Annotated in this window: 17 protein-coding genes, 1 tRNA gene and 1 riboswitch; of the genes, 7 read left to right on the top strand and 11 right to left on the bottom strand. The window is 62.6% G+C overall.

Annotated elements, in window-relative coordinates:
• Window positions 1-243: 243 nt before the first annotated feature.
• A tRNA-Gly gene (locus E8Q41_RS12900) sits at window positions 244-317 on the bottom strand.
• Window positions 318-366: 49 nt separating this feature from the next.
• Window positions 367-1,458: a 2'-deoxycytidine 5'-triphosphate deaminase gene (locus tag E8Q41_RS12895; RefSeq protein WP_137155956.1), complete on the bottom strand. Its 1,092-nt coding sequence runs from the start codon at window positions 1,456-1,458 to the stop codon at window positions 367-369.
• Window positions 1,459-1,559: 101 nt separating this feature from the next.
• Window positions 1,560-1,638: riboswitch (SAM riboswitch) on the top strand.
• A gap of 47 nt (window positions 1,639-1,685) precedes the next feature.
• Between E8Q41_RS12895 and E8Q41_RS12890 the strand changes: the two genes are divergently transcribed.
• A complete protein-coding gene (locus E8Q41_RS12890) occupies window positions 1,686-2,864 on the top strand; it encodes an O-succinylhomoserine sulfhydrylase (RefSeq protein ID WP_137155955.1) in 1,179 nt (392 codons plus the stop codon).
• A 15-nt stretch (window positions 2,865-2,879) separates the two neighbouring features.
• On the opposite strand, the gene E8Q41_RS12885 is transcribed toward E8Q41_RS12890, so the two are convergent.
• The gene (locus E8Q41_RS12885) at window positions 2,880-3,848 is read right to left on the bottom strand and encodes a GlxA family transcriptional regulator (RefSeq protein WP_137155954.1); all 969 of its coding nucleotides are present in this window, start codon (window positions 3,846-3,848) and stop codon (window positions 2,880-2,882) included.
• A 100-nt stretch (window positions 3,849-3,948) separates the two neighbouring features.
• Here E8Q41_RS12885 and E8Q41_RS12880 point away from each other — a divergent pair, with 100 nt between their 5' ends.
• From E8Q41_RS12880 to E8Q41_RS12850, 5 genes are all read left to right on the top strand, one after another.
• The gene (locus E8Q41_RS12880) at window positions 3,949-4,851 is read left to right on the top strand and encodes a 3-keto-5-aminohexanoate cleavage protein (protein ID WP_137155953.1); all 903 of its coding nucleotides are present in this window, start codon (window positions 3,949-3,951) and stop codon (window positions 4,849-4,851) included.
• An 11-nt stretch (window positions 4,852-4,862) separates the two neighbouring features.
• Complete coding sequence (locus E8Q41_RS12875) at window positions 4,863-6,353, top strand: carnitine 3-dehydrogenase (protein ID WP_137155952.1); 1,491 nt, start codon at window positions 4,863-4,865, stop codon at window positions 6,351-6,353.
• A gap of 203 nt (window positions 6,354-6,556) precedes the next feature.
• A complete protein-coding gene (locus E8Q41_RS12865; protein ID WP_137155951.1) occupies window positions 6,557-7,717 on the top strand; it encodes an acyl-CoA dehydrogenase family protein in 1,161 nt (386 codons plus the stop codon).
• A gap of 210 nt (window positions 7,718-7,927) precedes the next feature.
• A complete protein-coding gene (locus tag E8Q41_RS12855; protein WP_137156006.1) occupies window positions 7,928-9,988 on the top strand; it encodes an acetate--CoA ligase family protein in 2,061 nt (686 codons plus the stop codon).
• Between the two features lie 137 nt (window positions 9,989-10,125).
• Window positions 10,126-10,911, top strand: a complete 786-nt coding sequence (locus E8Q41_RS12850; protein ID WP_137155950.1) for a carnitinyl-CoA dehydratase — start codon at window positions 10,126-10,128, stop codon at window positions 10,909-10,911.
• Between the two features lie 3 nt (window positions 10,912-10,914).
• Here E8Q41_RS12850 and E8Q41_RS12845 read toward each other — a convergent pair whose 3' ends face one another.
• The 3 genes from E8Q41_RS12845 to E8Q41_RS12835 all read right to left on the bottom strand — a co-directional run bounded on the left by E8Q41_RS12845 (window position 10,915) and on the right by E8Q41_RS12835 (window position 14,169).
• Window positions 10,915-12,087 (bottom strand): GGDEF domain-containing protein, encoded by a 1,173-nt coding sequence (locus E8Q41_RS12845; RefSeq protein ID WP_137155949.1) that lies wholly within the window; start codon window positions 12,085-12,087, stop codon window positions 10,915-10,917.
• Window positions 12,088-12,283: 196 nt separating this feature from the next.
• A complete protein-coding gene (locus tag E8Q41_RS12840) occupies window positions 12,284-13,198 on the bottom strand; it encodes a LysR substrate-binding domain-containing protein (protein ID WP_137155948.1) in 915 nt (304 codons plus the stop codon).
• 59 nt (window positions 13,199-13,257) lie between these two features.
• The gene (locus tag E8Q41_RS12835) at window positions 13,258-14,169 is read right to left on the bottom strand and encodes an NAD(P)-dependent oxidoreductase (protein WP_137155947.1); all 912 of its coding nucleotides are present in this window, start codon (window positions 14,167-14,169) and stop codon (window positions 13,258-13,260) included.
• Window positions 14,170-14,391: 222 nt separating this feature from the next.
• On the opposite strand from E8Q41_RS12835, the gene E8Q41_RS12830 reads away from it, so the two are divergent.
• Window positions 14,392-15,936 carry a trimethylamine methyltransferase family protein gene (locus E8Q41_RS12830; RefSeq protein ID WP_137155946.1) on the top strand — a complete coding sequence of 515 codons (1,545 nt, stop codon included), beginning with the start codon at window positions 14,392-14,394 and terminating at the stop codon, window positions 15,934-15,936.
• Window positions 15,937-15,964: 28 nt separating this feature from the next.
• Here E8Q41_RS12830 and E8Q41_RS12825 read toward each other — a convergent pair whose 3' ends face one another.
• The 5 genes from E8Q41_RS12825 to E8Q41_RS12805 form a co-directional block, all read right to left on the bottom strand.
• Complete coding sequence (locus tag E8Q41_RS12825; RefSeq protein WP_137156005.1) at window positions 15,965-17,131, bottom strand: aminotransferase; 1,167 nt, start codon at window positions 17,129-17,131, stop codon at window positions 15,965-15,967.
• Between the two features lie 86 nt (window positions 17,132-17,217).
• The gene (locus E8Q41_RS12820; protein WP_137155945.1) at window positions 17,218-18,222 is read right to left on the bottom strand and encodes an ABC transporter ATP-binding protein; all 1,005 of its coding nucleotides are present in this window, start codon (window positions 18,220-18,222) and stop codon (window positions 17,218-17,220) included.
• Between the two features lie 52 nt (window positions 18,223-18,274).
• On the bottom strand, window positions 18,275-19,420 hold the full coding sequence (locus tag E8Q41_RS12815; protein ID WP_137155944.1) for a carbohydrate ABC transporter permease: 1,146 nt from the start codon (window positions 19,418-19,420) through the stop codon (window positions 18,275-18,277).
• Window positions 19,420-20,430: a sugar ABC transporter permease gene (locus E8Q41_RS12810; protein ID WP_137155943.1), complete on the bottom strand. Its 1,011-nt coding sequence runs from the start codon at window positions 20,428-20,430 to the stop codon at window positions 19,420-19,422. Before E8Q41_RS12810 ends, E8Q41_RS12815 begins: the two co-directional genes overlap by 1 nt.
• A gap of 114 nt (window positions 20,431-20,544) precedes the next feature.
• Complete coding sequence (locus E8Q41_RS12805) at window positions 20,545-21,906, bottom strand: ABC transporter substrate-binding protein (protein WP_137155942.1); 1,362 nt, start codon at window positions 21,904-21,906, stop codon at window positions 20,545-20,547.
• Between the last annotated feature and the right edge of the window lie 410 nt (window positions 21,907-22,316).

Raw genomic sequence — 22,316 nt, 5'->3', positions numbered from 1 at the left:
TGGGAGGAGGAGCGCTATCTGTCGCCGTCAGCGGTTTGGGAGGAGGAGTAACCGTATGACAAGTATCAAGGTAATGCTGCGTCGCACAAAAATCAAGAGATTATTTCGCAGCGCGAAGAAAATGACGTTCACGACTTTGTGAGGCCTTTGCGCATCCAATCTTCTGGACAGGCGCAGACACGACGCACCAAGGCTGCCCCGAAAAGCAGTTCAACGTCAAAACATTGATTTACATGGAGTTTCTGGAGCGGGTGAAGGGAATCGAACCCTCGTATTCAGCTTGGGAAGCTGCTGCTCTACCATTGAGCTACACCCGCTCTGATGGCGTTCAATGTCATCACTTACCGGCGCATGTCAAGGCTGGCGTTAATCCTGCGCCTTGAAATGCTTGGAGAGCTTGAGGCCCTGCGCCTGATAGTTCGAGCCGAGCCCTGTTCCGTAAAGCGCTTCGGGCTTTTCCCGCATATGCTCATAGACGAGACGACCGATGATCTGGCCGTGATCGAGAATGAACGGCACGTCGTGGCTGCGCACTTCCAGCACCGCCCGCGCGCCTGCGCCGCCCGCCTCGACATGGCCGAAACCGGGATCGAAGAAGCCGGCGTAATGCACGCGGAATTCACCCACCAGCGGATCGAACGGCACCATTTCGGCGGCGTAGAGCGGCGGCACATGCACCGCTTCACGGCTCACGAGAATGTAGAATTCATCGGGATCGAGGATCAGTTCGTTGCGGCCGCGGCTATAGATCGGCTCCCAGAAATCATAGATGTCATGGGCCGCCTTCACATCCACATCGATAACGGCGGAATGGCGCTTGCCGCGATAACCCACCAGACCGTCCGGGCCCGAGCCCTGGAGATCGATGGACAAAGCGATCGATGACCCTGAAATGATCGGGCTTTCGGCCGCGACCAGCGTTTCGGCCAGGTGCAGAGACAACATCTCGTCTTCGCGCAGCAGCGACTGTCCCTCGCGGAAGCGGATCTGCGACAGGCGCGACCCCCGCCGAACAATGATCGGGAAGGTCTTCGGCGAGATTTCGAGGTAAAGCGGCCCGCTATAGCCGGTCGCGATCTGATCGAATTCCTGGGCGTAATCGGTGATGACGCGAGTGAAGATATCCAGACGCCCCGTCGAGCTCTTTGGATTGGTCGAGGCCGACAGATGCTGCGGCAGATCGATCGTCTCCAGCAGCGGCACGATATAGACGCAGCCGGTTTCGAGCACTGCGCCGTCGCTGAGATCGACGACATGCAGGCTGAGCCGGCTCAATTTGTCGGCCACACGCTTGCTCGGTCCCGGCAGGAAGGAGGCGCGCACCCGGAACGCCTTGGCGCCGAGACGCAGGTCGAGGCTCGCCGGCTGGATCTGGTCGTGATCCAGCGGCTTTTCGGCCTTCAGCCGTCCCTCGTCCCACAGCGCCCTGATCGCGCGATCCGCCAGAATTCCTGCCATCTCAACCTCTATTTTTGCCGGGACAATAGAAATCCGACCTTGCGGACGCAAGCGCGAATCGCCCGTGATTGACCTCAGAGGCGGTTTGAGTTAAGCCAATCCACGGAATTCGTGGTGATTTGGCCGGCCGGCTTGCAGCCACGTTAAACAACTAGCTAAAAAGGCCGGGTTCTCTGATGAAACCGGCTTGCTTATGCGGCCGGTTTTTTTGTGTTGAGGTGGTTCACATGAGCAAGAATTGGCGGCCGGCAACGAAATTGGTGCATGGCGGAACGCTGCGGTCGCAATATGGCGAGACGTCGGAAGCGATCTTCCTGACCCAAGGTTTCGTCTACGAAACGTCGGAAGCAGCCGAAGCCCGTTTCAAGGGCGAGGATCCCGGCTTCATCTATGCCCGCTATGGCAGCCCCACCAATGACATGTTCGAAAAGCGCATGTGCCTGCTCGAAGGCGCCGAAGACGCCCGCGCCACCGCCTCGGGCATGGCCGCCGTGTCCGCCGCGATCCTCTCCCAAGTGAAGGCCGGCGACCATATCGTCGCCGCCCGCGCACTGTTCGGCTCCTGCCGCTGGGTGGTGGAGACGCTGGCGCCGAAATACGGCGTCGAATGCACCCTCGTCGATGGACGCGATCTCGCCAATTGGGAAGCCGCAATCCGCCCCAACACCAAGGTGTTTTTCCTGGAAAGCCCGACCAATCCGACGCTCGAAGTGGTCGATATCGCCGGCGTCGCCAAGCTCGCCAACCAGATCGGCGCCAAGGTCGTCGTCGACAATGTCTTCGCGACGCCGCTCTTCCAGAAGCCGCTCGAGCTCGGCGCGCATGTCGTCGTCTATTCCGCCACCAAACATATCGACGGCCAGGGCCGCTGCCTGGGCGGCGTCGTGCTGTCGGACAAGCAGTGGATCGACGAGAACCTGCACGATTATTTCCGCCATACCGGCCCTGCCATGTCGCCCTTCAACGCCTGGGTTCTGCTGAAGGGCCTGGAAACCATGGCGCTGCGCATCAAGCAGCAGACGGAAAACGCCGCCCGCGTCGCCGATTTCCTCGCCAACCACCCCAAGATCGAGCGGGTGATCTATCCCGGCCGCCCCGACCATCCGCAGGCCGATATCATCGCCCGCCAGATGACCGGCGGCTCGACGCTGGTGGCTTTCGAGCTCAAGGGCGGCAAGAAGGAAGCTTTTGCGCTGCAGAACGGCCTCGATGTGGTGTCGATCTCCAACAATCTCGGCGATGCGAAGAGCCTGATCACCCATCCGGCCACCACCACGCACAAGAACCTCACCGACGAAGCGCGCGCTGAACTCGGCATTTCCGCTGGTCTCTTGCGCCTGTCGGCCGGCATTGAGGACGGCGACGATCTGATCGAGGATTTCGAACGCGCGCTGAGCGCCGTCTGATCCTTCAAGAACGGGTCAGCCCGGAGACCGGAGACGCTTGCGCGTCTCCGACGGGCTTTCCCGAAACTGCAGCCGATAAGATCGCGAGAAGGCCGAGGCCGAATTGAAGCCGGTGGCCGTCGCGATCTCGGCAAAGGATGCCGGCGTCTCGATGACCTTGCGCCGCGCCGCGTTCAGCCTCAGCGCCAGATAATGCACATGCGGCGTCACGCCGAAGGACTGGTTGAACAGGCTCTGCAGATGCCGCGCCGACAGGCCGCTTTTCCGCGCGAGCTTTTCCAGCGATAGCGGCTGGTCCACCGTCTCCTCCATCAGCCGCACGGCTTCAGAAATCCGCCGGTCGATGATCCCCGGCGCAGTCGGCGGCGACGGCAGGAGATCGCGCCCTCCCCCATCGCGTTCATAGATGAAGGATCGCGCCACTTCGAGCGCCATGGAATAGCCATGGCCGCGGCGGATGATCTCCAGCATCAGATCGAGCGTCGGCACCGCGCCGGCGCTGGTCATGCGCTTGCGGTCGATGACATAGCGCTCCTTGACCGTGCCGATTTCCGGATAACGCGCGGTGAAATCGTCGAAATCCTCCCAATGCACGGTCGCCTTGTGGTCGTCGAGCAGGCTGGCTTCCGCCATCAACCAGGCGCCCGATTCGACGCCGACGATCACATCGCGATGGCGCGCCGTGCGCGACAGCGCCATCTTGATCGCCGGCGTCGCGCTGCGCTGCCAGTTGTAGCTGGCGACAACGAACAGCGGATGGCTGTCCCGCTCGGGCTGGAAGGCGCCCGACACCGGGATGCAGATACCGGCCGTCGTCTCCACCGGTTTGCCGTCCGGGCTGAGCAACCGCCAGCGATAGAGCGTGCGGCCGGCGATGCGATTGGCCGCGCGGATCGGCTCGATCACCGCGGACAACAGGATCATCGTCGTCTCGGGAAAAGCGAGGATGTCGAGGTCGGTGATTTGGTCAGCAGGATCAAACATAAGGACTTCCGATTATGTTTAGAATATTGCGCCATTTGCAAAGCAAAGCAAGCCGACCCGGCATTGAATGCGCATCAAGGCTCCCCAAGGAGGAACATTCATGCCGCTCAATATGAACCGCGACGTCTTCATCACCTGCGCCGTGACCGGCTCCGGCGACACCGCCGGCAAATCGCCGCATGTGCCGCGCTCGCCGAAGGAAATCGCCGACTCCGCCATCGAAGCCGCCAAGGCCGGCGCCGCCGTGGTCCATTGCCATGTCCGCGATCCCGAGACCGGCGCGCCGTCGCGCCGCAACGATCTCTACAAGGAAGTGACAGACCGCATTCGCCAGTCGGAAGTCGACGTGGTCATCAACCTGACCGCCGGCATGGGCGGCGACATGATTTTCGGCGACGTCGAAAGCCCGCTGCCGCTGAACCCGCAGGGCACCGATATGGCCGGCGCCACCGAACGCGTCAGCCACGTCGCCGAGAGCCTGCCGGAAATCTGCACGCTCGATTGCGGCACGATGAACTTCTCGCTCGGCGACTATGTCATGACCAACACGCCGTCGATGCTGCGCGCCATGGCCAAGAAGATGACCGCTCTCGGCGTCCGCCCTGAGATCGAAGCCTTCGACACCGGCCATCTCTGGTTCGCCAAGCAGCTGGTCGAGGAAGGCTGCATCGAGGATCCGGTGCTGATCCAGCTCTGCATGGGCATTCCTTGGGGCGCGCCCGACGACCTCAACACCTTCATGGCCATGGTCAACAATGTGCCTTCGAGCTGGACTTTCTCTGCCTTCTCGATCGGCCGCAACGCGCTCGCTTATCCGGCCGCAGCCGTGCTCGCCGGCGGCAATGTCCGCGTCGGGCTTGAGGACAATCTCTACCTCTCCAAGGGCGTGCTCGCCACCAATGCGCAGCTGGTCGACAAGGCGCGCAGCGTCATCGAAGGCATGGGCGCGAGGATCATCGGCCCGGCCGAAGTGCGCGAAAAACTGAAGCTGACCAAGCGCTGAGAGGAACCGATATGACAGCGACAATCAACAAGGCCGCCTGTATCGGCGGCGGCGTCATCGGCGGGGCCTGGGCGGCGCGGTTCGTGCTGGCCGGCATCGACACCGCCATGTACGATCCCCATCCGGAAGCCGAGCGCATCATCGGCGAGGTCATGGCCAATGCCGAGCGCGCCTATAGCCTGCTGACGGCCGCGCCGCTGCCGACCAAGGGCAAGCTGACCTTCTACAAGACGGTCGAGGAAGCCGTCGCCAGCGCCGACTGGATCCAGGAATCGGTGCCGGAGCGGATCGACCTCAAGCGCAACGTCATCACCCAGATCGACGCGGCGGCCGATCCCAAGGCGCTGATCGGCTCGTCGACCTCGGGCATCATGCCGACCGAACTGCAGCGCGACATGAAGCATCCCGAGCGCATGTTCGTCGCCCACCCCTATAACCCCGTCTATCTGCTGCCGCTCGCGGAACTGGTCGGTGGCCAGAAGACCTCGCCCGCCGTGCTGGAAGAAGCGAAGGCCAAGCTCGCGCCCATCGGCATGAAGGGCGTGATCCTCAAGAAGGAAATCGAAGCCTTCGTCGGCGACCGCCTGCTCGAAGCCGTCTGGCGCGAAGGCCTGTGGCTGATCCAGGACGATATCTGCGACACCGAAACGCTCGACGACGTGATCCGCTACTCCTTCGGCATGCGCTGGGCGCAGATGGGCATGTTTGAAACCTATCGCATCGCCGGCGGCGAAGCGGGCATGCGCCATTTCATCGCCCAGTTCGGCCCCTGCCTGTCCTGGCCCTGGACCAAGCTGATGGATGTGGTGGACCTGACCGACGAACTGGTCGACAAGATCGCCAACCAGTCGGATGCGCAATCCGGCGCTTACGGATTCCGCGAGCTGGAGCGCATCCGCGACGAAAATCTCGTCGGCATCATGCAGACGCTGAAGGGCTCCAATGGCGGCCAGGGCTGGGGCTCCGGCAAGCTGCTCGCTGAGTTCGAGGCCCATCTCTGGAAGAATGCGCCAAAGCCCGCCGCCCCCGATCTTTCGCAGCCGATCCGGCTTCTGGACCTCAAGGTGCATCCGTCCTGGGTGGATTACAACGGCCATATGACCGAGTTCCGCTACACTCAGTGCTTCGCCGATTCCGCTGATGCGCTGCTGAGGCTCATCGGCGTCGACATGGCCTATGTCGAAGCCGGCCACAGCTATTACACCGTCGAAAACCATGTGCGGCTGCTGGCCGAAACCAAGCTCGGCGAAGCGCTCTACACCAAGGCGCAGATCCTGCCATCCGATGGCAAGAAGCTGCACACCTTCCTGTGGCTCTACCGCGCCTCTGACGATTCTCTGGTGGCGACCTGCGAGCATCTGATGCTGCATGTCTCTTCCAGCCAGAGCAAATCCGTGCCGCCGCTGCCGGAAGTGATGGAGAAGCTGCAGCCGCTGATCGACGCGCATGCCAAGCTGCCCGCGCCCGAAGGCGCGGGGCGGTCTGTGGGGCAGAAGAAGTAAGCTGAAACCGTAGTTACCCCCCTCTGCCCTGCCGGGCATCTCCCCCTCAAGGGGGGAGATTGGATGTGGCGCTCACAGCGCCAACCAATTGGCCTTTCGGCTGGGCGAGCGGGACAATGGGATCCAATCTCCCCCCTTGAGGGGGAGATGTCCGGCAGGACAGAGGGGGATGCGCGGCATTCTCCAAACAAGGAGAGAACACCATGAATTTTGGACTGACCGAAGAACAGAACATGATCGTCAACACGGTCAGGAGCTTCGTCGAAACAGAGCTCTATCCCCTTGAGGACCAGGTCGAGAAGCAAGGCTTCGTGCCGCCGGAAATGGGTCAGGAAATCGCCCAGAAGGTCAAGGATCTCGGCTTTTTCGGCTGCAATATGCCTGAGGATGTCGGCGGCGCCGGGCTGGATCACCTCACCTTCGCGCTGGTCGAGCGCGAACTCGGCCGCGCCTCCATGGCGCTCACCGTGTTCTTCGGCCGTCCCTCCGGTATTCTGATGGGCTGTAACGCCGAACAGCGCGAGCGCTATCTGATCCCCGCCACCAAGGGCGAGAAATTCGACGCGCTCGCCATGACCGAACCGGGCGCCGGCTCGGACGTCCGCGGCATGAAATGCTTCGCCAAGCCCGATGGCGACGACTGGATCGTCAACGGAACCAAGCACTTCATCAGCCACGCCAATATCGCCGATTTCGTCATCGTCTTCATCGCCACCGGCGAGGAAGAAACGCCGCGCGGTCCCAAGAAGCTGATCACCTGTTTCCTGGTCGATCGCGGCACGCCGGGCTTCGAGATCCGCGAAGGCTATAATTCCGTCTCGCATCGCGGCTACAAGAACTGCATCCTCAATTTCGACGATTGCCGCCTGTCCTCGGCGCAGATCCTCGGCGAAGTCCACAAGGGTTTCGACCTCGCAAACGACTGGCTCTACGGCACCCGCCTGACGGTGGCCGCCAATTGCGTCGGCCGGGCCCGCCGCGTCTTCGATTACTGTGTGCCCTACGCCGCCGAGCGCAAGCAGTTCGGCAAGCCGATCGGCGCCAATCAGGGCGTGTCCTTCAAGCTCGCCGACATGATCACCGAAATCGACGCCGCCGATTTCTTGACCCTGCACGGCGCTTGGCTGCTCGACCAGGGCAAACCGTCCAACCGCGAAATCGCCTCGGCCAAGCTTTACGCCTCGGAAATGCTCGCCCGCGTCACCGACCAGGCCATCCAGATCTATGGCGGCATGGGCCTGATGGACGATCTGCCGCTCGCCCGCTTCTGGCGCGACGCCCGCGTCGAGCGCATCTGGGACGGCACCAGCGAAATCCAGCGGCATATCATCAGCCGCGATCTGCTGCGGCCGTTCGGGGCCTGATATGGAGCAAGCGGCTACCCCCCTCTGCCCTGCCGGGCATCTCCCCCTCAAGGGGGGAGATCGGATGGAGCGCCGTTCTGCCTCTTACAAAAGCCGCGCCAAACGCGAACGACAACTTGAAGCCTGTGCAGGCGCCCCCTGCCAATCTCCCACCTTGAGGGGGAGATGCCCGGCAGGGCAGAGGGGGGTAAGCTCCGGAGAATTGCGCCTATGAAATCCCTCTCCCCCGATTCCCTCTCCCGCCTCATCCGCCCCAAATCCATCGCCGTGTTCGGCGGCAAGGAGGCGGGCCGTGTTGTCGAGCAATGCAAGAAAATGGGCTATCAGGGCGAGATCTGGCCCGTGCATCCCACCAAGGATGAGGTGCATGGCTATCGCTGCTACCGCTCGGTCGCAGATCTTCCGGCCGCCCCCGACGCCGCCTTTGTCGGCGTCAACCGGCTCTTGACCATCGATATCATGCGCGAGTTGCGCGATCGTGGCGCGGGCGGGGCGATCTGCTACGCCTCGGGCTTTTCCGAAGCGGTCAAGGAACTGCCGGATGGCCATGAACTTCAGGCAAAGCTGGTGGAGGCCGCAGGCGACATGGCCGTGGTCGGCCCCAATTGCTACGGCTTCATCAACATGCTCGACGGCGCGCTGCTCTGGCCCGACCAGCACGGCATGGTGAGAACCGACCGCGGCGTCGCGGTGCTGACCCAGAGTTCCAACATCGCCTGCAACATTTCCATGCAGGCGCGCGGCCTGCCGCTGGCCTATCTGATGACGGCCGGCAATCAGGCGCAGACGGGGCTGTCCGCTCTGGCCGTCGCTGCGCTCGAAGATCCCCGCGTCACCGCCGTCGGCCTGCATATCGAAGGCTTCGACGATATCGAGACGCTGGAACTGCTCGGCCGCCGCGCCCGTGAGCTGAAGAAGCCGGTGATCGCACTGAAGGTCGGAAAGTCCGAAGCCGCGCAGAAGGCGACGGTGTCGCACACCGCCTCGCTCGCCGGCAATGACAAAGTGTCCTCAGCCGTGCTCGACCGGCTCGGCATCGGCCGCGTCGAGACACTGCCGGAGCTTCTGGAGACCCTGAAACTCCTGCATCTCTTCGGCCCGCTTGCGGACAACACCGTCTCCTCGATGAGCTGCTCGGGCGGCGAGGCCTCGCTGGTGGCCGACGCCGGCGAAATCCGCGACATCGTCTTCCGCGACTTGAAGCCCGAGCAACTGCCCGTGCTGCGCGAGACGCTGGGACAGATGGTCACGCTCTCCAATCCGCTCGATTACCACACCTTCGTCTGGGGCAATCGCGACAAGCAGACCACGGCCTTCGCGACCATGATGCAGGGCGACTACGCGCTCAATCTGATCGTGCTCGATTTCCCCCGCGCCGACCGCTGCGACCCGGCCGACTGGATGACCACGGTGGAGGCGGTGATCTCAGCCAAACAGGCAACCGGGGCCCATGCCGGCATCGTCGCCTCGATGGGAGAGAACCTGCCCGAGGACGTGGCGATCCGGCTGATGCAGGAAGGCGTCGGCGCCTTCTACGGCATCAACGAGGCCCTGGCGGCCGTCGAGATCGCCCATCGCATCCATCGCGCCTGGTCGCGCCCTGCCCCGCTTCCGTTGCTGCGCGAAACCGTAAGCGAAGTCGAACCGAAGACCCTGACCGAACATGAGTCCAAACAGGCGCTCGCCCCCTTCGGCCTGCCGGTTCCCAAGGGTCTGTTCGCGGCCACACCCGAAGCCGCAGCGAAGGCCGCCGCCGAGATCGGCTTCCCCGTGGCGCTCAAAGGCTCGGGCGTGGCGCACAAGACCGAGGCCGGGGCGGTCAAGCTCAATCTTCGCTCCGAAGCCGAGGTGCTGGCCGCCGCCCAGGCGATGCAATCGGTGGCAAAGGGCTATCTGGTGGAAGCTATGGCCAGCAAGCCGGTGGCCGAACTCATCATCGGCGCCATGCGCGACGCGGTCGTCGGCCCGGTGCTGACCGTGGGCGCCGGCGGCATTCTGGTGGAACTGATCGAGGACAGCGCCGTGCTGACCTTACCGACCACAAAAGCCGAAATCGAGCGGGCGCTGCAAGGCCTCAAGATCGCCAAGCTTCTGAACGGCTATCGCGGCCAGGCCAAGGCCGACATGCCTGCGCTCATCGACGCCATTGCCGCCGCCGCCGATTTCGTCATCGCCCATGCCGGGACGATCGAGGAGCTGGACATCAACCCGCTGATGGCGCTGTCTGACGGTGTGGTCGCGGCGGATGCGCTGGTGAGCGTGAGAGAGTAACAAGGCACAAAGTCGTCATCCTCGGGCTTGTCCCGAGGATCTGCCGCGGCAACGGTTTGGCTGAGCAGATGCTCGGGACAAGCCCGAGCATGACGGTCTCATCAAAGAAGCTGCAAAACGACAACCGGGAGACCCGCATGACCGACACCCCCATCAAAACCCGCCGCGAGGGCGGCGTTCTCGAAGTCACCATCGACCGGCCCAAGGCCAACGCCATTGACCTCATCACCTCGCGGATCATGGGCAAGATTTTCCAGGATTTCCGCGATGACGACAGCCTGCGCGTCGCCATCATCACCGGCTCCGGTCCGAAATTCTTCTGCCCCGGCTGGGATCTGAAGGCGGCAGCCGCCGGCGATGCGGTGGATGGCGATTACGGCGTCGGCGGCTTCGGCGGCATGCAGGAATTGCGCGATCTCAACAAGCCGATCATTGCGGCCATCAACGGCATCTGCTGCGGCGGCGGGCTGGAGATCGCCCTGTCGACCGACCTGATCCTGGCGGCGGAGCACGCGACCTTCGCGCTGCCGGAAATCCGCTCCGGCACGGTGGCCGACGCAGCCTCCATCAAGCTGCCCAAGCGCATTCCCTATCACATCGCCATGGACATGCTGCTGACCGGCCGCTGGCTGGATGCGCAGGAGGCCCATCGCTGGGGCTTCGTCAACGAAATCCTCGCGGCCGACCGGCTGATGGAGCGCGCCTGGGAACTTGCCCGCCTGCTCGAAAGCGGCCCGCCGCTGGTCTATGCCGCCATCAAGGAAGTGGTGCGCGAGGCCGAAGGTTCGAAATTCCAGGATACGATGAACAAGATCACCCGACGCCAGCTGAAGACCGTCGATATTCTCTATGGCAGCGAGGACAATCTCGAAGGCGCCCGCGCCTTTGCAGAAAAGCGCGATCCGGTCTGGAAAGGCCGGTAAGTCTCAAAGCGGAAAGGTCCGGATGCGGCTCGTATTGCGTCCGGCTTTCTTCGCCGCATAGAGCGCTTCGTCGGCGATCGAGATCATCAGTTCCTTGGCCGCCAGGCGCGCCGACGGCGTGACGCAGACGCCTACGCTGACCGTGACGAAAGAGAGACTGTCCGACCGCGACGGATGCGGCAGGTGGCGGGCGCGAACCGATGCGATCAGCGCCTCCGCCAGCTCCAGTCCCGCGGTTTCATCCGCTTCGTTCAGAATGACGGTGAATTCTTCGCCGCCGAAACGACCGACATAGGCGCCCCTGTCGCGACAGACGCGACCGAGGGCATGAGCGATGTCGCGAAGACAGGCGTCTCCGGCCTGATGACCGAGCACATCGTTGTAAGGCTTGAAATGATCGACGTCGACCATCAGTAGGGCCAGTGCGCCGTCGTCTCGGAAAGACGCCTCCAGCCGTTGTTCGAGAGCGCGGCGATTGGGCAGACCCGTCAAGGGATCGGTGAGCGACTGATCGAGGAAGCGTTGGCCCACCCGCTCCGCCGTTTCAGCCCGCGCACGGGCCGCAAGCTCGATCAGGAAGGCCCTGCTCCGGTTCCTCTCGACGTTCCAGTTGGCGTAAAGCGCGAAGAATGTCGCCGTCAGCCCCTGTATGAGCAGCGAGAATTTGAGTTCATAAGAAAGTTCTGTCTTACCAAGAACCGCAAGGAGCATAATCGCTGCCGCAGCCAGCGTGTAAATGAACGCATAGCGAAAACGCAAGATCAACAGCATATTGGCGTAGACGCTGACCAGCGGCGGTTCGGCAAAGGTGTAAGCGGAGAGCGGCGCCTGCGATTGCCAGAACAGCAGGATGGGCAGTGAAAACGCGCCGAATGCGCCGGCCGCCACCATGGCTTCGCGATATTCGCCGCTCACCCTCGGCGTAAGATAGAAGATCAGCAACGCCATCGGCGTCACCAGCAAAAGGCGTGCGGCGACGCTGAGCGCAAGGATATCCGGCATCAGATAGACGCTGGTGAGGTTGTAGAGATTGTAAAAAATCAGGCCCACGAGGATGGATTGGCGGAGATGGGCGCAACGCGCCTCTCCGCGCTCCGCCTCATGCAAAGCGTTGATATCGGGACGAAACCTGAGCAGTCTGTCTAGCGCCTGCGGAGCATCGACATTGGGAAGCATCAACCCCACCTGAATATCGTTTTTCACTACTTTAGCGATAAAGCCGAAAAATCAGGTTAATTGCTGCGCGCGATTTAGAAATATTACGGCCTCCCGTCCTCAGCAGGCCATAGAGTGGAACGGGAACACGGTCGTCGAAGTCATTCCGACGGTGATGGACGCGATTGAGCAGTTGCGCCAGCGCCTCGGGCGCCCGTCAGCCGCCGGCGGTTTCTTTCGCCAGCCAGTCGCGAAACAGCAGGGCTTCGGGCCGCACGCGGCGCTGGCTTTCCGGCTGCACGATGTAATGCGCTTCATCCAGCGCGATGGTCGCATCGAGCGCCCTGGCCAGCCGGCCGCTTTTGAGAAAGGGCTCGGCGAGATCGGACTGGATGAGCGCCGGACCAAGGCCGGCGGCGGCCATTTCCAGCGCCGAAATCGTCGTGTCGACATTGATGCCGGCAGAGGCTGGAAGCGAAATCCCGAGCAGCTTCAGAAAGCGTTGCCAGAGATTTTCATAGCCGGTCACATGGATCAGCGACGGCGCTTCGAGCAGCGTCCGCATCCGCTCGACATCGTCATTGCCCTGGATCAGATGTGGAGCGGCGACCACGATAGCCGGCTGCCGCATCAGGAGCGTCGATTTGAGCCCGGGCCAACGCCCGTCGCCGAAGCGGATATCGACATCGGCGACATCGTCGCTCGCCGCCGGCGCCCAGACGACGGTGGATATGCGCAGCGAAATATCCGGCCATTGCGCCACGAATTTCGGCAACCGCGGCGCGAGCCACAGCGCCATGAAAGAAATCGGCACCCTCAAAGTAAGATTTCTCTTACCGACAGGACCAAAAAGCCCGGCGGTCGCCGCCGCCAGTTCGTCGAAACTGTTGCGCAGCGGCGGCAGATAGGCGGCGCCCTTTTCCGTCAGCCGCAAACTGCGCGGCAGGCGTTCGAACAAGGTAACGCCGAGATGCTTTTCCAGCGACCGCACCTGATGCGACACCGCCGCCTGGGTGAGGCTGAGTTCCGTCGCGGCCAGCGTGAAGCTCTCATGCCGCGCGGCGGCCTCGAAGGCGCGCAGCCAGGCGAGCGGCGGGAGCTGGTAACCGGCAAACGGAGACTGTTCGGACATGAGGGGCACGCGCGGCTTGGGTTCGTCCTGTTCTAGCCGCCCGCGACGCTTTTGCAAGCTCAGAGCTCTGCCGGAAAGCCCGGCGCCCGCAAATCGGTGCCCGTGGCGTCTTCCAGCAGCTTCACCACCTGCGAGGACCAGGCCTGGCCGCCATAAAGCGACTTGGCGCGGATGAAGGTCTGCATCGCGTGGCTGGCGAGATCGAGCGGCACGCCGAATTCCTTGCCGAAGCCCAGCGCAAAACCGAGATCCTTGATGGCGAGATCCATGGTGAAATTGATGTTGTAGCTGCCGTTCAGGATCACCTGGCCCTCGGTCTCATGCACGAAGCTGTTGCCGGAGGAGGCCTTGATGATGTTGAAGGCGTCGGTGAGATCGATGCCGCCGCGCTTGGCCAGCATCAACGCTTCGCCCGTGGCGATGAGATGGATGAAGGCGAGCATATTGGTGATGACCTTGATCACCGCCGCCTTGCCGAGCGGACCGGCATGAAAGATGTCGCCGCCCATGGCCTCGAGCGCCGGGCGGTGCAGATCGAAGAGATCCTTGTCGCCGCCGGCGATGACGGTGATTTCGCCGCTTGCCGCCTTGTGCACGCCGCCGGTCACAGGGCTTTCCATCATCCGCACGCCCGATCTCGCGGCGATTGCCGACAACCGCTCGACATCTTCAGAGCTCAGCGTGCTCATCTCGATCCAGGTCTGGCCGGGCTTCGCGCCCTTGAGAATGCCGGTCTCGCCGGTCAGCACCAGTTCCGACACTTTCGGCGAGGGAAGACAGGTGATGACGGCATCGCTCTTGCGCGCCGCCTCTTCCGGCGTCGCAGCCCATTCGGCGCCATCGGCAATGAGCGTCTCGGCGCATTTGGGGTCGATGTCGTTGACGACGACAGTGAAGCCCGCGCGAAGAAGGGACGAGGCGAGGTTGCGGCCAAGATGACCGAGGCCGATAAAGGCGTAGCGCATATAGATGTTCTCCTGCTGTTGCCGGAAATCTTACGTCCCTCGCCCTGTGCGGCAACCAAAGAATAAGCCTTCTGAGACACCGCCGAATTTTTGCATAAAGCCAAATTTACCCCGAATGCACAAATTCTAGCACTGCATTGGCGCTTTTTCCTTTGATTGCGCCTTTGCCGCGTTCGCGCTGGAATCCTTGGCATGGGAGCGCGCCGTTCGGGCGCAAGGGAGGTTTGCATGGATGATGTCTGCACCGTATCCGCATCGCGAAGAGCCGGAGGCCGCGCCGCCCGCGTCGCCCAGCGCGCGGCGCCTCTGGCGGACAATCTCCGGCCGATCCGACCCGGTCTGTCCGGCGGGCAGTACAAACCGCTCACCGACGCGGGCGTCAAACGCATTCATGAAGCGGCGCTCGAGGCGCTCGAGGTGATCGGTCTCTCGCAGGCGCCGGAGACGGGCGTGGAGGTCATGACCCGGGCCGGCGCGGTGCTGGGCGATGATGGCCGCCTGCGCTTTCCGCGCGCGCTGGTCGAGGACATGCTGGCGGTCGCCGCCCGCGACATCACGCTGTTCGGCCGCGATCCGAAATTCGACATGCAGCTTTCGGGCACCCGCACCTATTTCGGCACCGCCGGCGCCGCCGTGCATGTCGTGGATGTCGAAAAGCGCGAATATCGCGAATCCACCTCAAAGGATCTGCTCGACGCCTCCAGGCTCGTGCATCACCTCGACAATATCCATTTTTTCCAGCGCGCCATGGTCTGCCGTGATGTCACCGACAATCTCTTGATGGACATGAACACGCTTTACGCCTGCTGCGCCGGCACGAGCAAACATGTCGGCACTAGCTTCTCAGACCCCTCCCATGTGAGCGACGGCTTTGAGATGCTGCATATGATCGCCGGCGGCGAGGATCAGTGGCGGGCGCGTCCCTTCGTGTCGAATTCCAACTGCTTCGTCGTGCCGCCGATGAAATTTGCTACCGAAAGCTGCCAGACCATGGAGCATTGCATCCGCGAGGGCATGCCCATTCTGCTCCTGTCGGCGGGCCAAGCCGGCGCCACCGCGCCCGCGCCGCTCGCAACCGCCATCGTGCAGGCGGTCGCCGAATGCCTGGCGGGCGTCGTCTATGTCAACGCCATGGCGCCGGGCCATCCCGCCATCTTCGGCACCTGGCCCTTCGTGTCCGATCTGCGCACCGGCGCGATGTCGGGCGGCTCTGGCGAACAGGGGCTGCTATCGGCCGGCTGCGCCCAGATGCACCATTTCTACGGCCTGCCGGGCGGCGCGGCCGGCGGCATGTCGGATTCCAAGCTTCCGGACATGCAGGCGGGCTGGGAACAGGGCATTCTCAATGTGCTCGCCGGTCTCTCGGGTCTCAACATGGTCTATGAATCGGTCGGCATGCATGCCTCGCTGCTCGGCTTCTGCCTGGAATCGCTGGTGCTGGGCGACGACATGCTCGGCCAGGTGCAGCGCTGCGTGCGCGGCATCGACGTGACCGAGGATTCCGTGTCGATCGACACGATGAAATCAGTTTGCCTGGAAGGCCCGGGTCATTATCTCGGCCATGAACAGACGCTGCAGGTGATGCAAACCGAATATGTCTATCCCGTCGTCGCCAACCGTTCGAGCCCGAAGGAATGGGTGGAGCTCGGCCGACCCGACCTTGTGCAAAAGGCGATCGAGCGCAAGAACCGCATACTCCGCGACGCCGCCCCAAGTCTGATCGATCCGATCGCCGATCAGGCCATTCGCGCGCGCTGGCAGATCTATTGCTGAGCAAATAGGTAAGCGACGACTTCTGGTTCTAGAGCCGGAAGTCCTTGAGCCGCTCGGTCAACAGGCCAATCGTCTGGGCGTCGGCATTGGCGAAGGCGAAGCGCAGGTGGTTGTCCTGCCCTTCGCCGAAATAGATCCCCGGCAGGCAGACGATGCCCGCCTCCCGCGCCAGTTTCTCCGCGACACACTCGGAGGGCTGGCCGGTAAAGGGATGACGGATATAGGCGAAATAGGCGCCGATGGCGTCGAGCGACCAGTCCGGCAAAGCCTGCATGACCATCTTCAACGCCTCGACACGCAGGGAAATCTCCGCCTTGTTGGCTCTCCGCCAATCGGCCAGCGCCGGAATGGCCTTTGCGAGGGCGGCCTGTGCGGCGCGGGGCGCGCAGATCTGCAGATTGTCCATCACCTTGGCGACCTGATCGACGAGCGCAGGCCCGCCCATGACCGCGCCGAGCCGATGGCCGGGAATGCAATAGGACTTCGAAAAACTATAGGTGAGGATCAGCCCCTCCTGCCAGTCCTCGACGGACATCAGCCCATGCGGCGCGGCCTCGCCATCGATGAAATCGCGATAGGTCTCATCGAGGATCAGCCAGGCGTCGTGCTTGCGGCAAAGCGCGAAGATCTCGGCGAGCAGATCGGCGGGATAGACGGCGCCGGTGGGGTTGTTCGGGCTCACCACTGCAAAGGCCTTGACGCCGCTCTGCAGCACTGCTTCGACATCGGCGGAATCGGGCAGGAAGCCGTTCTCCTGTCGGCAGGCCACCGTCTTGACGCCGATGCCGAGCATGGCGAGCGTGGTTTCCATGTTGAAATAGAAAGGCCGCGTCAGCGCAATCGCATCACCGGGACCGGCCACCGCCATGGCGGCGCAGAGGAACGCCTGATTGGCGCCCGAGGTGATATGGACATTGGCCGCCGTCACATCGACGCCATAGAGGCCAGACACGTGGGCGGCGTAAGCCTGCCGCAACGCATCCTCGCCCTCGATCGCCCCATAACCGGTATAGGCTGCCGAGCCTGCGGCTTCCGAAAGCCACGTCAACATATCCGGGTGCGGCGGATAGCCCGGCACCGCCTGGCTGAGATCGATCTTCGGGCCGCGCGAGCCGTCATAGGCCTGCGCCCAGGCAAGCACGGAGGGAATGGGCGGCGGCGACAGGCGGGCTACAAGAGGATTGAAGGCGGGCATGCGAGGCTCCATGACAGTGTCGCGCCGCATCAGGCGCGATCCTGAGCAAGGATGTGGCGCATGCGCCTGATACAGTCAATCCGGCCTCAGGCGACGGGGCGACCGTCGGGGCCGAAGCGATGCATCTTGCCCTCCTGCGCCTTCACCGACACCGTGTCGCCGGTGTTGTAGCGGGTCGTGCCGTTCTCGCGCACGGTGAGCGGTTCTTCCGCGCCGATCTCCAGATAGAGATAGGAATCCGCGCCGAGCTTTTCGGTATGGATCACCTTGCCGCTCCATTGACCGCCGCTCTCGACGACATCGAGATGTTCGGGGCGAACGCCGATGGTCGTGCAGCCATAGGGTTCGGCGAGCTTGCCGCCGAGCAGGTTCATCTTCGGCGATCCGATGAAGCCGGCGACGAACAGCGACTGCGGATTTTCATAGAGCTCCAAGGGCGTGCCGACCTGCTCGATCTTGCCAGCCGAGAGCACGACGATGCGGTCGGCCAGCGTCATGGCTTCGACCTGGTCATGCGTCACATAGATCATGATCGCATCCGACATGCTTTCATGCAGCTTGGCGATCTCGATGCGGGTGGCGACGCGCAGCGCCGCATCCAGGTTCGACAGCGGCTCGTCGAACAGGAAGACCTTGGGATTGCGCACGATGGCGCGGCCGATGGCGACGCGCTGGCGCTGGCCGCCGGAAAGCGCCTTGGGCAGGCGATCGAGATAGGGCGTGAGCTGCAGGATGTCGGCGGCGCCGCGCACCCGCTTGTCGATCTCGACCTGCGAGGCCTTGGCGATGCGCATGCCGAACGCCATGTTGTCGTAGACAGTCATATGCGGATAAAGCGCATAGGACTGGAACACCATGGCGATGCCGCGCTTGGACGGCGGCACGTCGTTGACCAGTTCGCCGTCGATGAACATCTCACCGGAAGAGATTTCCTCAAGGCCGGCGATCATTCGCAGAAGCGTCGATTTTCCGCAGCCCGAGGGACCGACAAAGACGATGAACTCGCCCTTGTTGATCTCGAGGTCGACGCCATGGATCACCTTCACCGCGCCATAGGACTTCTTGACGTCCTTGAGAACCACCCCGTTCATGCGCTTGCTCCCTCGAATTTTTCTTCTTTGATTTCAATTGCGCCTGTCATTGTCAGCCGCCTTTCACCGAACCTGCGAGCAGGCCGCGCACCAGGAAGCGCTGCAGGGTGAAGAACACCAGAAGCGGCACGATGATGGTGATGAAGGCCGAGGCGGTGAGGATTTCCCAATTGCCGCCGCGCGAACCGAGCAGATTGACGAGCCGGCCCGTCAGCACCAGTTCGTCATTGCCGGCGCCCAGGAAGACCATCGCGACGAGCAGATCGTTCCAGGTCCACAGGAACTGGAAGATCGCGAAGGAGGCGAGCGCCGGAAAGGACAGGGGCAGCACGATCTTGACGAAGATCTCGAAATCCGAGGCGCCGTCGACGCGGGCGGATTCCATGATTTCCTTCGGCAGGCCGGCCATGTAATTGCGCAGGAGATAGATCGCGAGCGGCAGGCCGAAACCCATATGGGCGAGCCAGATGCCGAGATAGGTCTTGGACGGCACGCCGAAGAAGGCGCCGACGCCGTTGTAGAATTTCAACAGCGGGATGAGTGACATCTGCAGCGGCACGACGAGCAGGCCGACCACCACCGCGATCAGGATCGAGCGGCCGGGAAACTTCATCCAGGCCAGCGCATAGGCCGCAAAGGCAGCCACCAGGATCGGGATCACCGTGGACGGGATCGCCACCGTCAGCGAATTGATGAAGGACGAGCCGATGCCGGCCGAGGTCAGCACCTCGCGGTAATTGTCGAGCGTGAAGCGCGCCGGCGTCTCGCTGACCACCACGAAACGCTGGCCGCGCGAACCTTCCATACGGGTGGCAGAGGTGATCTCGAACGAGCCGTCTTCCTTGACCGTCATCTTGGCGCCGTCGCGCAGATCGGCGCTGTCGCCGGGCTTGTAGGTGTCGGGCGCCTGCGTATTCGTGCCCCAGGCGGCGACCTTGCCGCCACGGCCTTCGAGCGCATTGCCGGAGATCACGAAAGCGCCGTCGCGCTCGACCTGTTCTTCCGGCGACGGCGCGCGGTAGACGATATTCTGGCGCGAGGTCGACAGCGATGTCCACCAGCCAGACACCGCCAGCTGGTTCTTGTCGCGGAAGGAGGAGATCAAGAGGCCGGCGGTTGGCAGTGTCCACAGCGCAACGATCAGCAGCACGGAGAGGTGAACGACCCAGATCAGCGGGGATTTCTTGCTCGCATACATCAGCGACCCTCCATCTCGGCCCGCGCATTGCGGATGTTCCAGATCATGATCGGGATGACCAGCGCCATGATGACGATAGCGATCGCCGCGCCGCGGCCGAAATCGCCGCCGCCGCGGAACATCCAGTCGAACATGAGATTGGCGAGCACCTGCGTCTGCCACTGGCCATTGGTCATGGCGAGCACGATGTCGAACACCTTGAGCACGAGAATGGTGATCGTGGTCCAGACAACCGCGATGGTGCCCCAGATCTGCGGCACCATGATCTTGAAGAAGATCTGGAACCCATTGGCGCCATCGATGACGGCCGCCTCGATCGTCTCGTCGGGAATACCGCGCAGCGCCGCCGACAGGATGACCATGGCGAAGCCGGTCTGGATCCAGATCAGGATCGCCATCAGGAAGAAGTTGTTCCAGAAGGGAATGGTGATCCAGGCCTGCGGCTCAAAGCCGAGCCAGACCACGAAGGCGTTGAGAATGCCGATCTGCTCGGAGCCGACATCGCGATAATCATAGACGAATTTCCAGATCACCGCCGCGCCGACGAAGGAGATCGCCATCGGCATGAAGATCAGCGATTTGGCGATATTGCCCCACCAGATGCGATCGGTCAGCACCGCGACCACAAGACCGAAGAAGGTCGACAGCGCCGGCACCACCAGCAGCCACAGGAAATTGTTGAAGATCGACTCGCGGAACTGGGTGTCGCCGAACATCCAAATGTAGTTGTAGAGGCCGACGAATTGCTGGCCGTCCTTGCCGTGGAAAGAAAGCCTGAGCGATTCGATCACGGGATAGATGAGATAGAGCGTCAGCGCGATGAACGCCGGGCCGAGAAACAGCCAGGGCCGGATCAGGGCGGCGCGGCGCATGTTGCGGGCGGCCGCGGCGGCGTTTGCGCCGCGCGACGGCAGCACGAGGTCGAGCAAAAAATTCGACAGGAAGAAATAGGCGGCGCAGCCCGCCACCCCGGCGATCATCGTCACTATGGCGTAAAGCAATTGCTCCATCGCTGAGCCCCTCCCCTGAAGACCGCGACCTGATTTTTGTTGTGATTGAAATACGGGGAGGCCGCGATGTCTGCAGCCTCGCCCTGATGGTGTCGCCGGCTTTGAGCCGGATCCTTACTTGAGCGCGTCCCAGGCCTTCTGGATGTCGGCGCCGACATCTTCGGCCGACTTGCCGCCCGCGTAATCGACCATGCCGGTCCAGAAAGCGCCGGCGCCGATCTTGCCGGGCATCAGGTCCGAACCGTCGAAGCGGAAAGTCGTGGCGTTGGTCAGGATCTCGCCCATCTTCTTGGAGGGCTCGTTGGCGTAAGCGTCCGGATTGACCTTCTTGAACGGGGTCAGGAAGCCGGACTGCGCCATCCACACTTCATGGGCGATCGGCGTCTGCAGCCAGGCGACGAAGGCGCGGGCGACAGGCGAATCCTTGGTGATCGCGACCAGCGTGCCGGCGCCGAGCACCGGATTACCGAGATCAGGCTTGGAGGCGTAAGGCGGCAGGTAGAAGAAGTCCGCATCCTGGCCGAGCTTCGTGCCTTCCGGGAAGAAGGACGGAATGAACGACGCCTGGCGGTGCAGGTAGCACTTGGGCGGCGAGGAGAACAGGCCCTTCGGGCTGTCGCGGAAGTCGGTGGAGGCCACCGCCTTGGCGCCGCCGTCGACATAGGCGTCGTTGCGGGCGAACCAGCCGAATTCGTTGATCGCGCCGACCACGGCCGGATCGTTGAACTTGATTTCGTTGGTGACCCACTTGTCGTAGACTTCGGGCTTCTGCGTGCGCAGCATCATGTCTTCGACCCAGTCGGTCGCCGGCCAGCCGGTCGCGCCGCCCGAGCCGAGGCCGATGCACCAGGGCTTGTGGCCGTCGGCGGCGATCTTCTCGGTCAGAGCCTTCAGCTCTTCCATAGTCTTGGGCACTTCATAGCCGGCGTCTTCGAAATTGTCGGGCGAATACCACACCAGCGACTTCAGGTCGGCCTTGTAGGGGAAGGCGTAGAAATGTTCGGCGCCGTCCTTGCCCTTGTAGCTGCCGAGCTTCACCCAGGAATCGCCGGCGGCGTAATTGTCGGTCATCCACTTGGCGGCGTCACCGCCGAGATCGGCCAGGAAGCCCTTCGAGGCGAGGTCGGCCAGAAGGCCGGGCTGCGGCAGAACGGCGATGTTGGGCGGGCTGCCGGCCTGGGTGTCGATGACGATCTGCTGCTCGTAGTTTTCCGAAGAAGAATAGTTGACGGTGGCGCCGGTCGCGTCTTCGAAATAGGCGAGCATCGACTTGACCAGCGCTTCGTCCTCACCGCGCCACGGTCCGAAAATCGTCAAGGTCTGGCCCTTCACGTCTCCATGCGCGGCCTTGAACTCCTCGAAGCTCGCCCAGTTGAAGCGCTTGTCTTCACCCGGCTTGAACTTGAGGTCGGCTGCGCCGGCGGCGCCCGCCATCAGGGCCATAGCGGCCACAGACATCAAAAAGATCTTCTTCATTCGGCAATCCTCCCTGGATCGGATAAAATAAGGACGCGGCCTTCGCCTGCCGTCCCTCCCTGCAAGCGTCTATCCTCAGGCTTTCGAATATCCGGAGCCCGAATATTGAAAGCGCTTTAAATGATTAAAGCGTCTTTAAGGGTTGAGTGTCAAGGGTGGAGCGGCAAGAATTTACACGCGCCGCGTCATCAGAACGTGCATCAATCGGGATTATCTTTTCAGATCAACGAGAAACCGATAAAGTCAGACTTATCACGCCGGCGGACGCCACACCGAGGTCCGGAACTGCTTCAACAAGCCTGATAAAAAACAATTGATGGCGCTTTCAATTGTCGTGCGCCTATCGTAGGATTTTTGAAAGTGCGGCGACGGCATGGCGACAGGAGGATCGCCATGCACGGTTTCAACCC

The sequence above is a fragment of the Rhizobium sp. FKL33 genome (genome assembly GCF_005222915.1).
GTDB lineage: Bacteria > Pseudomonadota > Alphaproteobacteria > Rhizobiales > Rhizobiaceae > Rhizobium_E.
Note: the sequence above shows the minus strand (reverse complement) of the source record. Positions and strands in the feature narration are given on the sequence as shown.